This is a genomic window from Candidatus Frackibacter sp. WG13 (assembly GCF_900114655.1).
Lineage (GTDB): Bacteria > Bacillota > Halanaerobiia > Halobacteroidales > Acetohalobiaceae > Frackibacter.
In genome coordinates this window covers 62,963-75,923 of record NZ_FOTT01000007.1, presented here as the reverse complement: position 1 = coordinate 75,923, position 12,961 = coordinate 62,963, and the positions used below count along the sequence as shown (strand labels likewise).

The window sequence follows — 12,961 nt, the reverse complement described above, 5'->3', positions numbered from 1 at the left end:
TTAAATAATTAAGGGAGGTTTATTGATGAGTACGAAAGCAATTGATAAGAATAAGTTGAGTGAACTTTTAAACTCGTTGCTGTTTAAGCAAACATTAATTGCTCCCGTAGAAGCAGAAGAGGATATACTCTTATTTAAAAATGTGGAATCAGCTGATCAAGTAGTCTTAGATTATCAAAATACTATAACTCCAGTTAAAGATTGGTTCTTTTCTCAAACCGAAGAACTATTTGAATTTAAAAATAAAATTACTGAATTAGAAATTAACGACTTACCAGCAACTGATGGCGAATATATTCTTTTTGGAGCAAGACCATGTGACTTAAAGAGTGTTGAATTATTGGATTTAGTCTTCGATGAAGATGGAGAATTTAGCGATTCCTTTTATAAGGAAAAACGTGATAGAACAACTATTATCGGACTCTCTTGTAGTGAGCCAGGAGCTTACTGTTTCTGTAATAGTCTAGATGGACTTTCACCAACAGCAACCTGTAATGCAGATATAATGTTAACTGAAATGGATGGAGACTATTTAGTAGAAGTATTAACTGATAAAGGAGAAAAATTAGTTTCTGATAATAGTTCATACTTTAGTGATAAGTACTCTGAAGAAGATAAAGAGACTAGGACTGAAGAGATAGTAAGTAATATGAAATTGACAGTAGATGTTGATGATATAGAAGCAATAATGCAGAAAGAAGATGTATATCTCAGCGATTATTGGCAAGAATTATCACTAAAATGTTTAGGTTGTGCTGTCTGTACTTATATATGCCCTACATGTCACTGTTATGATATTAGAGATTATAGCCGTGGTAATGCGGGGATTAGATATCGTTGTTGGGACTCTTGTATGTTTAATGATTTTACAGAAGCAGCTGGTGACCATAATCCACGTCCAACCAGAAGAGAAAGAGTAAGACAACGTTTTATGCATAAATTACGTTTCTTTGATGAACGTTATGGAGACACAGGATGTGTAGGGTGTGGACGTTGTTTAGAGAAATGTCCAGTCAATTTGGATATTACTCGCGTCATTTCCGATGTAAAGGAGTTGGCATAGCATATGAGTAAGAATCCATTACGACCGTATCCAGCGACAATTACGGAGGTTAGAGATGAATCTGTAGGTATTAAGACATTCAAAGTTGTATTAGATGATGAAGAAATGATGAAGGACTTTAATCAAGAACCTGGGCAGTGTGCTCAACTTTCGATTATGGGTGTGGGAGAAGCAATGATTTCTATTACTTCTCCGCGGACTAGGAGTGAGTATCTAGAATTCAGTATTGCAGCAGTAGGTAAATTAACAGATGTTATTCATGAACTAGAGGAAGGAGATAAGATAGCCCTTCGTGGACCACTTGGCAGTAGCTTTCCTTATCAGAAGATGCAAGGTAAGGATTTAGTCTTCATTGCTGGGGGAATAGGCTTAGCGCCTTTACGTTCATTAATCAACTTTGTCTTTGATAATCGAGAAGATTATGGACATGTAGATATTATCTATGGGGCTCGGTCTCCAAAACATCTTTGTTTTAAGGAGGAACTCTTTGAAACATGGCCAAGTATAGATGATGTAGATCTCTACCTAACTGTTGATGGTACTGATGAAGATGATAATTGGGATGGTAGAACAGGTTATGTTCCTGATTATTTGAAGGATGTAGACCCAGACCCAGAAGGAAGAATCACAGTTACCTGTGGGCCACCAATTATGATTAAGTTTGTCCTAGAAGCTCTACAGGATATGGGCTTTGAAGATGAACAGATCATAACCACTTTAGAGTTAAATATGAAGTGTGGTATTGGTAAGTGTGGTCGTTGCAATATAGGTAATAAGTATATCTGTCTTGATGGGCCGGTATTTGACTTAACAGAGATAAAAGAATTACCGATTGATAAAGAACTTTAATTATGGTTAGAGGCTAGTAGTCAATTAATACCCAACATTAGCAAATTATTTAAAAGTTAAATCTAATATAAATGTTGGGTATTAATTTGGTTACTAATTACAGGGATAGGATAAATAATTAAGCAAATTTTATAATTGAATTTCAAGTATAATTAACATGAAATTTTTGAGTGTCAGCAATTAATTATGCAAAATACTAATTAGACTTGATAAATAGTAGTTAATTTGGGATAATATAATTGGGGTGTAAAATAATGAGCTATGATAAAGAAAACAAAGAAAAATATGTTTACAAGATGTTCCAGGCTATTGCCCCAAAATATGATCTGCTAAATAAATTGATGTCATTTGGGCTTGATAAATATTGGCGAAGGTTTATTGTTAGACAAGCAGACTTAAGTCCAGGTAATAGAGTATTAGATGCAGGAGCTGGGACAGGAAGATTAAGTTTAGAATTAGCTAAGTCAATGGATACGGAAGGTTCAGTAGTGAGTATGGATTTTAGTGAAAATATGCTAAAAAAAGCACAAGTAGATCTAAAGGAAGAGAAGCATTTTGATTTATTGGAATTTAAAGTAGGAAATGCCATGGACATTCCATTTGCTGATAATCAATTTGATGTGGTAACAAGTGCTTGGGTTTTACGTAATGTAGATGATATTCCGACTGTTTTAAGGGAAATGGCAAGAGTAACAAAACCTGGAGGTAAAGTTATATCTTTAGATTTAGGTAAACCAAAATCTAAATTATTTAAATCAATATATTATTTGTATTTAAATCATTTTATACCATTTTTAGGTCGATTAGTATATGGCAAACGAGGTCCTTACGATTATTTGCCTGAATCACTAAAGACTTTTCCAAATCAGGATAAGTTAGCAGAGATTTATAAGGATGCAGGATTAGTTAATGTAAGATATCATGAACTAACTGGTGGAATCGTTGCTGTTCATATTGGCGAGAAGCCCCACTAGTAATTTGTAAATTTAGGCTTTAATTTTATTTAATATAGAGTGGGTGAGATAATGATTAAATTAGAGACAATACCATCAATTAATGGAGAATTAGAAAAAATTGAAGGAAAATTACAGGAGATTACCGAAACAAAGTTTAATTTATTATATAGGATATCTAATAGATTGTTAAAAGCTGGTGGAAAAAGATTAAGACCATTACTAGTATTATTAACTGGTAAATTAAACAATGAATTAGATACTGATGTCAGCAATAATTTAATATCAGGAGGTGCATCGATTGAGCTGCTACATATGTCAACCTTAATTCATGATGATGTAATTGATAATTCTATTCATCGTCGTGGAGAGAATACAGTCAATAGAGACTGGGGAAATAAGGTAGCAGTTTTGAGTGGAGATCTATTATATACTCAGGCTTTAAGATTACTTAATGAACTAGGAGACAATGATTTATTAGATTATATGTTAGATATTGTGGGACTAATCTGTGAGGGTGAGGTTAAACAAGCTGTTACTAACCATGACTTAGACCAAACAATGGAAGATTATATAGACAAGATTACAAAGAAGACAGCTCTTTTAATTGCAGCTAGTTGTAAGTTAGGTGGTATAGTTTGTGAACTCTCTGACAAAAGAGTAGATGCCATTGAGAACTATGGTAAAAAATTAGGAATTGCTTTCCAAATCATTAATGATTTAAATGATGTGGTGGCAGAGAAATGTGACTTAGGTAAGGAACCAGGAGATGATTTAAGACAAGGGACTTTAACTCTACCAGTAATTTATGGTTTGCAGGAGTCAGCTGAAAAAGAATTTTTAGAAGAAGTAATTGTAAAACATGAGAATTCAGATGAAGAGATAGAAAGAGCTTTAAAAGTATTAAGATCTTCAGGAGCAATCGAATACTCTATTAAGGTTAGTCAAGACTATATTAATCAAGCTTTAGATTCATTAAGGTTCTTTTCTGATTCACCAGCTAAGAGCACGTTACAGTTAATTGCTCATACTGTAATAAATTCTTATAAAGGTATTAAAACCTTAGAGACTGGAGTAACAATCTAAGTAGAATATTCTAAAGATAATAACCTAAAAGTGGGAACTTAAGAGAAGGGAGTTAATAATAATGGCTATTAAAGATTATTTAAACTGGAAAGTAATTGTTGGAGTTTTAGTTCTTTTAATTGTATTTAGTGCAGGGGCTATTAAGTATACAGAAAGACCTGAGTTCTGTAGATCCTGTCACGTAATGGAGGATGCTTATCAAAGCTGGAAAACTACTACACACAAAGATGAAAATTGTTTAGAATGTCACGCTGATGAAGGACTAATAGGATTAGTTAAAGTTAAGTTAGCTGGTACAAAGCAGTTATATCAGGTAGTAACCAATAATGTACCTAAAAAGATTGAAGCTCATGTACCTAGTGAAAGATGTATCAAGTGTCATGAAGATGTTAATAAAGTTTCAAAGGTAGGATCTATTAAGATTCCGCATCAGAGTCATATGGAGAAGGGGTTAGAATGTACTACTTGTCATGCTGATGTAGTACATGCAGAAAGTTTAAAAGCAACAAAGCCTGATATGAATACTTGTGCAAAATGTCATGATGTTAAAGATATTAACAAATGTGCTCAATGTCATGGCTAACCTAAATGGAAAAAAATGTTAATTTTTATTAATTAAAGCTTGATTAATATCTATTATGATTATATAATACTTATAGTGAGGGGTTGCTAGTCTTATCTTATTAAGGATAATTAAATCTAGCAATCCTTTCACTAATTAATATCCTACTAAGGAGGCCATAATTGTGACTATTATAACTATGGGTTTAAACCATAAAACGGCCCCGGTGGAAATTCGGGAACAGATATCTTTTACATCTAAAGAAAAAGAAGAAGCTATGAAAATGATTAATAAAACAGACTTTATAAAAGAAGGAATAGTTTTAGCTACTTGTAATCGAACAGAAGTCTATATAGTAACTCAAAAAAAAGGTAAAGGTAGGAGTTTTATATTAAGGCTTTTAAGTGAATTTTCTTCTTTAACTGAAGGAGAGCTGGAAGATTACTTATATACTTATTATAATTTAGAAGCAGTTACTCATCTTTATCAAGTTGCTTCTGGTCTAGATTCGATGGTTTTAGGTGAGGCACAGATTCTAGGACAAGTTAAAGAGGCATTTGGCCTGGCACAAGAAAAGGAAACTATTAGCACAGTATTTCATCATTTATTTACTGAAGCATTAAGAGTGGGGAAAAGAGCTCGTAGTGAGACTTCCATTAATGATAATGCTGCTTCAGTCAGTTATGCAGCAGTGGAATTGGCTAATAAGATCTTTGGAAGTTTAGAAAAAGAAAAGGTTTTAGTACTAGGGGCTGGAGAGATGAGCCAGTTGACTTTAAAGAGTTTAGTTGACCATGGAGTTAAAGAAGTATTTGTAGCTAATCGTACTTTTTCTAAGGCGGTTGATCTGGCTCAAGAATTTGATGGTCAAGCTGTTAAATGGGGAACTGTAGATGAATGGTTAAATAAGGTTGATATAGTCATCAGTTCTACAGGGGCGCCACATTATATAGTGACTTATGAAAGAGTGGAGGAAATCTTAAAGGATAGAGGAAGTAAACCTTTATTCTTTATTGATATTGCTGTACCACGAGATATCGACCCTAAAATTCATGAATTGAATAATGTTTATGCGTATAATATTGATGACTTGGAGTCAGTAGTAGATGCTAATTTGAAGAAGAGAGAAAAGGCTGTTAGTTCAGTAAATAAAATTATAAAAGAAGAGGTTAAAGCTTTTAATGAATGGCCAAACTCTAGAACTGTAGTACCGATTATTAAGTCATTAAGAAAGCAAGCGGAAGAGATTAGACAAGAAGAATTAGAAAGAGCACTTTCTAAATTAGATGATATTAGTGAACAGGATAAATCGGTAATTAAAGGATTGACTTATAAAATTGTTAATAAGATGTTACATCACCCTACCGTTCAAGTAAAAGAGTTTGCTAATGTTGAAAATCGAAGTTTATATCTTAATGCAGTCAATAAATTATTTGGTTTAGAAAAGAAGGGGGATAAATAACGATGGTTTGGTCTCCTATTTTAATAAAGATTAGTTTGCTAATTTATGCTATTAGTGGAGGTTTTTATATTAAGCGAGAGTTTTTTTCTGACCCTAAAAGCAAGAACCATTGGACTGCTAATTTTTTATATGTAGGGATAGCAATCCACACTTTTGGTTTGTTAGCTATGATCTTAGAAACTGGCTATTTACCTATTAAGAATCTATATGAAACGTTAGTATTATTATCTTGGACAATAATTGTAATCTATATTTTAATAGAATATTTATATAAGATTAAGATCTTAGGGGCATTTATCCTTCCGTTTAATTCATTATTACTTTTGTATACTAACTTCCTGCCTAATAAAGTAGATAATTTGCCAGTAGGCATGCGTGGGATATGGCTTAGCATCCATACTTCAGTTATCTTTATTAGTTATGGTGTCTTTACCTTAGCATTTTGTGTAAGCTTATTATACCTTATACAAGAACATCAACTAAAAGAGAAGAAGACATCGGTCTTTTATTATCGTTTACCTCCTTTAGGAAAACTAGATAAACTAAGTTATCGTTTAGTAATGCTTGGTTTTCCCTTATTAACGATTGGTATCCTTACTGGAGCTTTATGGTCAGGACAGATTTTGGGAACATATTGGGAATGGAATTCTAAACAGATATGGATTACTTTAGTTTGGTTGATTTATGCAGTCTATCTTCATAATCGTTATTCAGATATTTGGCGTGGGAAGAAGAGTGCTTATATTACAGTGTTAGGTTTTTTAACTATTTTATTTACTTATTTAGGATTGAATTTTATTACTAAGAATTCGCATTATTTTACGTAATCAATAGTTGTTAGTTAAATCAAATCTCATTATTAGATTTCAAGTATAATTGACGCAGGATTTTTGGCGTCAGCAATTAATTGTGCAAGATTCTTATTAATAAAATTGAAGAATTAGTGAACATTTATAAGTTTAGAAGGTAATTATTAGGCTAACGAGAATATATTATTTAGAGAATATAGAGTAGGATAAAGGTCTAATTTAGAGAAGGTTATAATAATTGATAGGGGTGGAGAAATAATGAATAAATCAATGAAGACAGTGGCAATGATTCTGGTAGCAGGAATGGTGTTAAGTTTAGTTGGAATAGCTGTTTTATCTACTAATCAGTCTAGGAATACACCGTCAGTAAATCAAGGGCAGAATGTAAGACTTACTTCCAACCAACAAGGTGTCTTTAATGCTTTAGCAAGACGTTATAAGTGTTTATGTGGTGACTGTACTTTAGGATTATATAATTGCACTTGTGACTCTCCAAAAGGAGCTAAAGAGATTAAAGGTTTTATCAAGTATAATCTTGCTCAAGGGAAGACTAGAGGAGAAGTAATTAAATTAGTTTCTAGTCGTTATGGAATGCAGCCAGGATATTAGTACCTAACTAGATTTGTGATTAATGTAATTTTATTAGTTAGTCTTGTAGAGGAGAGGTAGGATGGCTAAAGATTATATAGTAGCATTAGATTTGAAGAATAAGCCTGCATTAGTAGTTGGTGGCGGCAATGTGGCAGAGAGAAAAGTGAAATCTTTATTAAATGTTGGGGCAGAAGTAACTATTGTCAGCCCTGAATTAACTCCTAAATTAGAGGAGTTAGTTAGTAAAGATTTAGTTTCTTGTGAGTATAGGAACTATCAAACAGAAGATGTTAAAGATAAATTCTTAGTAGTTGGAGCTACTGATCTTCTATCTGTTAACAAGAAAGTAGCTGAAGATGGGTTAGCTAAAAATTTGTTAGTTAATATCATTGACCAACCTGAACTATCTAATTTTAATGTAACTGCAGTAGTAAAACGAGGACCACTCTGTTTAAGTGTTTCTACTAATGGAAAGAGCCCAGCTTTATCGAGAAAGATTCGCAAAGATTTAGGAGAAGAGTTTGGGTCTGAATATGACCTCTTTTTAGAATTAATGGGAGAAATACGAAGAGAGGTTATTGAGCGAGTGAAGCAAGAAAGAGATCGAAAAGAGATTTTTAGGAATTTAGTCTATTCAGAAGTTATTGACCATTTACAAAACGAGGATTATCAACAAGCAGAAGAAGTGATCAATAACCTTCTACCTAGTGAAATGAAGGTTAAATTAGATACTGAAGAGTTTAGGATAGAGGAGGCGACAGATGAAGAATAATAAAGTAATTATTGGGACTAGGAGTAGTCAATTAGCTGTTGGGCAAACACAGATGGTAGCAGATATGTTGGATGAGCTTTGTCCTGATTATGAATTTGAGTTAAAAAAGATTACAACTAAAGGAGATAAGATTTTAGATAAGCCGCTTGCTCAAGTTGGTGGAAAAGGGTTATTTATTAAAGAGTTAGAGGTTGCATTATTAGAAGAAGAGGTTGATTTAGCAATTCATAGTATGAAGGATATGCCAGCCGAATTACCAGAAAATTTAGCAATTACAGCTATTCCTAAGCGGGTTGATCCAAGAGATGCATTGATCTCTAATGATGATATATTATTGGATGATTTGCCTAAAGGAGCTAGGATTGGGACTGGGAGCTTACGCAGAACTGCTCAATTATTAAAGTATAGACCTGACTTAGATATAGTACCGATTAGAGGAAATATAGATACGAGAATTAAAAAGTTACAAGATGAAGAATTAAATTTAGATGCTATCATTTTAGCAGCTGCTGGATTATTACGAATGGGTTGGAAGGATAAGATTACTCAATATTTAGAACCTGATGTTGTTTTGCCGGCGGCAGGTCAAGGAGCTTTAGCTATTGAAACAAGAGAGAACGACGAAAGGATTAGTGAGGTTGTAGCTAAAGTAGATGATCAAGAGACTAAATATAGGTTAGAAGCTGAAAGAGGCTTTTTAGAATATTTAGAAGGAGACTGTCAAGTACCGATAGGTGCATTTGCTGAAGTGAATGGCAATAATATTACTTTAGAAGGAATGGTGTCTACATTAGATGGTAAGGAATGTTTACAGAAGACAATCTCCGGTTCAGTAGATGAAGCCGCTGAATTAGGAGTAAAATTAGCTAAAGAATTAGTAGAAGAAGGTGCTAAAGAGATATTAAAAAAAGTAAGACAGGAGACTGATAAATAATGGAAAAAGGAAAGGTGTTTTTAATAGGTGCTGGCCCAGGGGATCCAAAACTAATTACCGTTAAAGGATTAGAGGCTATAGAAGAAGCTGATGTCTTAGTTTATGACTACTTAGCTAATCCTATGTTATTAGAAGATGCTTCACCAGAAGTAGAAAAGATATATGTAGGTAAAAAAGCTGGAAATCATACTTATTCACAAGAAGAAATTAATGACATAATAGTTGAGAAAGCAAAGGAAGGCAAGATAGTTACTCGACTTAAAGGTGGAGATCCATTTATATTTGGTCGTGGTGGAGAAGAAGCAGAGTATTTACGAGACAATGGAGTTGAATTTGAGATTGTACCAGGAATTACATCTCCAATTGCGGTTCCTGCTTATGCTGGTATTCCATTAACTCATCGTGACTTTAACTCTTCAGTAGCATTTGTAACTGGACATGAGGACCCGACTAAAGATGAATCGAACATAGATTGGGAAAAGTTATCGACAGCAACAGGAACAATTGTTTTCTTAATGGGGGTTGGGAACCTACCCAATATAGTTGAACAATTAAAGAAGCATGGTCGTAGTCCAGATACATCAGTAGCATTAATTCGCTGGGGAACTAGGCCAGAACAAGAAACAGTAGTTGGTAACTTAGATAATATAGTACAGAAGGTAAAAGAGGCAGGTTTAAAACCACCAGCAATTACTTTAGTTGGTGATGTAGTGCAATTAAGAGATAGATTGCAATGGTTCGATAATAAACCGTTATTTAGCAAACGTGTACTAGTTACTAGATCGCGGACACAGGCTAGTAGACTTTCGAAACAACTATATGAGTTAGGTGCTCAACCAGTTGAATGTCCAGCAATTAAGATTGTTGCACCAGAAGATATCAATCCATTAGATGCTAGTTTAGCTGAAGCTGATAAGTATGATTGGATTGTCTTTACTAGTGTTAATGGTGTTAAAGCAGTTGTTAATCGCTTAAAAGAATTAGATAAGGATGTAAGAGCCCTGGGTGACGCTAAGATATGTGCAATCGGTTCTAAAACGGCTGAAGAGATAGAAAATTCGGGATTAAGAGTAGATTATATTCCAGAAAAGTATGTAGCTGAATCGATTTTAGACGGGTTAGAAGATGACTTATCTGGTCAAAAGTTCTTATTACCAAGAGCAGATATTGCTAGGGAAGCATTACCAGCAGGCTTAAAAGAACGAGGTGCCGAAGTAGAAAATGTAGTAGCATATCGGACAGTAACAGGAGAAGGTAATGAAGAAGCTTTAAGATTGGTGGATGAAAGAGAAGTAGATGTTGTAACGTTTACTAGTTCTTCAACAGTGAGAAATTTTGTTAAGATGTTAGGTGATCGAGATTATAAGGAATTATTATCTGAAACAACTATTGCTTGTATTGGACCGATTACTGCTAAGACAGCTAAAGAACTAGGATTAGAAGTAGATATAGTGGCTGATGAATATACTATCAATGGTTTAGTAGAAGCTCTATTACAGGATGCTCAATAAGGCATTTTAAATTAAGAAAAGGTGGGATAAATTATGATTGGTGTTTCAAAATTATTAGGTGGCGCAGAAAAATATGGTGATAAATTAAGATATAGTCGTAAATCTAAAGGGCAAAAGCATGGTACTAGAGAAGGTAGAGGTCCAATTGTAGTCTGGAATATGACTAGAACTTGTAACCTAAGTTGTACCCACTGTTATTCCGATTCAGATTATAAAAAATATGATGGTGAGTTAACAACTGAAGAAGCCAAGTCATTTATTGATGATTTAGCTGATTTTAATGTGCCGGTTCTATTATTTTCGGGTGGAGAACCATTGATTCGTGATGATATCTTTGAATTAGCAGAGTATACTGCTGAAAAAGGAATGAGACCTACTATCTCTACTAATGGAACGTTAATTGATAAAGATGTTGCTAGACGTCTTAAGGATATAGGCGTTGGCTACGTAGGAATCAGTCTTGATGGAGTTAAAGAGACTAATGATAAATTTAGAGGTAAAGAAGGAGCTTTTGATAAAGCCTTAAGAGGAATGAATAACTGTTTAGAGATTGGTCAGAGAGTAGGCTTGCGTTTTACTATTAATCGACATAACTATAAGGATTTAAATGATATCTTTGATCTAATTGAAGAGGAGAATATCCCACGGGCTTGTTTCTATCACCTAGTTTATTCTGGTCGTGGTAGTGAAATGGTTAAGGAAGACATCTCTTTAGAAGAATCTAGAAAAGCAATGGATATAATCATTGATAGAACTCTGGACTTTTTAGACCGAGGTTTAGATAAAGAGATCTTAACTGTAGACAATCATGCTGATGGAATTTACTTATACTTAAGAATGAAGGAAGAGCATCCTGAAAAAGCAGAAGAAATTTGGGAACTTTTAAGTAGAAATGGTGGTAATAGAACAGGAATTGCAATTGCTAATGTAAACTGGGTTGGAGACGTACATCCGGACCAATTTACTCAGAACCATACTTTCGGTAATGTTCGTGAACGTAAGTTTGGTGAAATCTGGACAGACACTTCAAAAAATGAAATCTTAGCCGGATTAAAAGATAGAAAGCCATTATTAAAAGGACGTTGTGCTAAGTGTAAATGGTTAGAGGTATGTAATGGTAACTTCAGATCCAGAGCTGAAGCAGTACATGATGACTTCTGGCATGAAGATCCTGCGTGTTACCTAACTGATGAAGAGATTGGACTAGAATAGTTGATATTGAAGTTCAGAAAAAAGCTTCCGGATTAAAACTTAAAAAGAATTGGACACAGACTTACACAGACAAAGCACAGACTGAAGATTAGATAGATTTAAATTATGAATAATTAGATATAGTATATAATGCAGAAAGCTTTGTGTAGATTTTGTGTTGAAGGAGGGTAAGAAATTTGTTTCCAGAGCTAATTAAAAGACCTCGCAGATTGAGGAATAATAATATCCGTGATTTAGTTAGAGAAAATCAATTAAGTGTTGATGATTTAATCTATCCACTATTTGTAGTTAATGGTGAGGGGATTAAAGAAGAGATACCATCAATGCCTGGTAATTATCATTGGTCGTTAGATTTAGTTATGGAAGAAGTAAAGAACCTAGTTGATTTAGGAATTAAGGCTATTATTCTTTTTGGAATTCCAGAGTTTAAGGATGAAAAAGGTTCTAGTGCTTGGATTGATGATGGTATAGTACAGAGAGCTTGTCAAAAGATTAAAGAAGAATATCCGGATTTATTAGTAATTACCGATGTCTGTCTCTGTCAATATACAGATCATGGACATTGTGGTGTATTAGAGGATGGTCGAGTAAAGAATGATCCGACATTAGAGCTATTAGCTAAGACAGCAGTTTCTCATGCTGAAGCAGGTGCTGATATGGTAGCTCCTTCAGATATGATGGATGGTAGAGTTGGAGCTATTCGTAAGGCCTTAGACGAAAATGAATTTAGTAATATTTCAATTATGGCTTATTCAGCTAAGTATGCTTCTAGTTTTTATGGTCCATTTAGAGATGCGGCACATTCTGCTCCAGAAGAAGGAGATCGACGTTCTTATCAAATGGATCCTGCTAATAGTAAAGAAGCAGTTAAAGAAACGGCTTTAGATATTGAAGAAGGAGCCGATATTATAATGGTAAAACCGGCTCTATCTTATCTAGATATAATTCAGAAATTAAACGAAGAGTTCGATTATCCAGTAGCTGCATATAATGTAAGTGGAGAGTATTCATTAATTAAAGCAGCTGCGGAAAAAGGTTGGATTAATGAGCAAGAAGTAGTTTTAGAGATGTTACTTAGCATGAAGAGAGCTGGAACCGATTTAATTTTAACCTACTTTGCTAAAGATGTAGCTAAATGGTTAAGGGAGGAATAAAAT

The 12,961-nt window shown here is 33.9% G+C and carries 13 protein-coding genes; all 13 read left to right on the top strand.

Going from position 1 to position 12,961, the window contains the following annotated elements:
• Positions 1-25 precede the first annotated feature (25 nt).
• Positions 26-1,063 carry a 4Fe-4S dicluster domain-containing protein gene (locus BM077_RS05510; protein WP_089748816.1) on the top strand — a complete coding sequence of 346 codons (1,038 nt, stop codon included), beginning with the start codon at positions 26-28 and terminating at the stop codon, positions 1,061-1,063.
• A 3-nt stretch (positions 1,064-1,066) separates the two neighbouring features.
• Positions 1,067-1,912: an FAD/NAD(P)-binding protein gene (locus tag BM077_RS05505; RefSeq protein ID WP_089748815.1), complete on the top strand. Its 846-nt coding sequence runs from the start codon at positions 1,067-1,069 to the stop codon at positions 1,910-1,912.
• Between the two features lie 254 nt (positions 1,913-2,166).
• Complete coding sequence (gene ubiE / locus BM077_RS05500; RefSeq protein ID WP_089748814.1) at positions 2,167-2,886, top strand: bifunctional demethylmenaquinone methyltransferase/2-methoxy-6-polyprenyl-1,4-benzoquinol methylase UbiE; 720 nt, start codon at positions 2,167-2,169, stop codon at positions 2,884-2,886.
• A 51-nt stretch (positions 2,887-2,937) separates the two neighbouring features.
• Positions 2,938-3,951, top strand: coding sequence for a polyprenyl synthetase family protein (locus tag BM077_RS05495; RefSeq protein ID WP_089748813.1), 1,014 nt, complete (start codon positions 2,938-2,940; stop codon positions 3,949-3,951).
• 61 nt (positions 3,952-4,012) lie between these two features.
• Complete coding sequence (locus BM077_RS05490) at positions 4,013-4,534, top strand: NapC/NirT family cytochrome c (RefSeq protein WP_089748812.1); 522 nt, start codon at positions 4,013-4,015, stop codon at positions 4,532-4,534.
• Between the two features lie 163 nt (positions 4,535-4,697).
• Complete coding sequence (gene hemA, locus BM077_RS05485; RefSeq protein ID WP_090095162.1) at positions 4,698-5,975, top strand: glutamyl-tRNA reductase; 1,278 nt, start codon at positions 4,698-4,700, stop codon at positions 5,973-5,975.
• A 2-nt stretch (positions 5,976-5,977) separates the two neighbouring features.
• Positions 5,978-6,802, top strand: coding sequence for a c-type cytochrome biogenesis protein CcsB (gene ccsB, locus BM077_RS05480; protein ID WP_090003465.1), 825 nt, complete (start codon positions 5,978-5,980; stop codon positions 6,800-6,802).
• 240 nt (positions 6,803-7,042) lie between these two features.
• Entirely contained in the window at positions 7,043-7,393 is a 351-nt protein-coding gene (locus BM077_RS05475) for a cytochrome c-type biogenesis protein (protein WP_089748809.1), read from the top strand.
• A gap of 61 nt (positions 7,394-7,454) precedes the next feature.
• Complete coding sequence (locus BM077_RS05470) at positions 7,455-8,147, top strand: precorrin-2 dehydrogenase/sirohydrochlorin ferrochelatase family protein (RefSeq protein WP_089748808.1); 693 nt, start codon at positions 7,455-7,457, stop codon at positions 8,145-8,147.
• Complete coding sequence (gene hemC / locus BM077_RS05465; RefSeq protein WP_089748807.1) at positions 8,137-9,081, top strand: hydroxymethylbilane synthase; 945 nt, start codon at positions 8,137-8,139, stop codon at positions 9,079-9,081. The genes BM077_RS05470 and hemC overlap by 11 nt, the downstream gene beginning before the upstream one ends.
• On the top strand, positions 9,081-10,592 hold the full coding sequence (gene cobA / locus BM077_RS05460) for a uroporphyrinogen-III C-methyltransferase (protein WP_089748806.1): 1,512 nt from the start codon (positions 9,081-9,083) through the stop codon (positions 10,590-10,592). The genes hemC and cobA overlap by 1 nt, the downstream gene beginning before the upstream one ends.
• Positions 10,593-10,625: 33 nt before the next feature.
• Positions 10,626-11,804: a putative heme d1 biosynthesis radical SAM protein NirJ1 gene (nirJ1, locus tag BM077_RS05455; RefSeq protein ID WP_089748805.1), complete on the top strand. Its 1,179-nt coding sequence runs from the start codon at positions 10,626-10,628 to the stop codon at positions 11,802-11,804.
• A gap of 176 nt (positions 11,805-11,980) precedes the next feature.
• Positions 11,981-12,958 (top strand): porphobilinogen synthase, encoded by a 978-nt coding sequence (hemB, locus tag BM077_RS05450; protein ID WP_089748804.1) that lies wholly within the window; start codon positions 11,981-11,983, stop codon positions 12,956-12,958.
• Positions 12,959-12,961 lie beyond the last annotated feature (3 nt).

Coding starts and splice junctions, on each gene's coding strand:
- nirJ1 (WP_089748805.1), top strand. CDS start 10,626: ATGATTGGTGTTTCAAAATTATTAGGTGGCGCAGAAAAATATGGTGAT.
- BM077_RS05495 (WP_089748813.1), top strand. CDS start 2,938: ATGATTAAATTAGAGACAATACCATCAATTAATGGAGAATTAGAAAAA.
- cobA (WP_089748806.1), top strand. CDS start 9,081: ATGGAAAAAGGAAAGGTGTTTTTAATAGGTGCTGGCCCAGGGGATCCA.
- BM077_RS05505 (WP_089748815.1), top strand. CDS start 1,067: ATGAGTAAGAATCCATTACGACCGTATCCAGCGACAATTACGGAGGTT.
- hemC (WP_089748807.1), top strand. CDS start 8,137: ATGAAGAATAATAAAGTAATTATTGGGACTAGGAGTAGTCAATTAGCT.
- BM077_RS05510 (WP_089748816.1), top strand. CDS start 26: ATGAGTACGAAAGCAATTGATAAGAATAAGTTGAGTGAACTTTTAAAC.
- ubiE (WP_089748814.1), top strand. CDS start 2,167: ATGAGCTATGATAAAGAAAACAAAGAAAAATATGTTTACAAGATGTTC.
- BM077_RS05490 (WP_089748812.1), top strand. CDS start 4,013: ATGGCTATTAAAGATTATTTAAACTGGAAAGTAATTGTTGGAGTTTTA.
- BM077_RS05475 (WP_089748809.1), top strand. CDS start 7,043: ATGAATAAATCAATGAAGACAGTGGCAATGATTCTGGTAGCAGGAATG.
- ccsB (WP_090003465.1), top strand. CDS start 5,978: ATGGTTTGGTCTCCTATTTTAATAAAGATTAGTTTGCTAATTTATGCT.
- BM077_RS05470 (WP_089748808.1), top strand. CDS start 7,455: ATGGCTAAAGATTATATAGTAGCATTAGATTTGAAGAATAAGCCTGCA.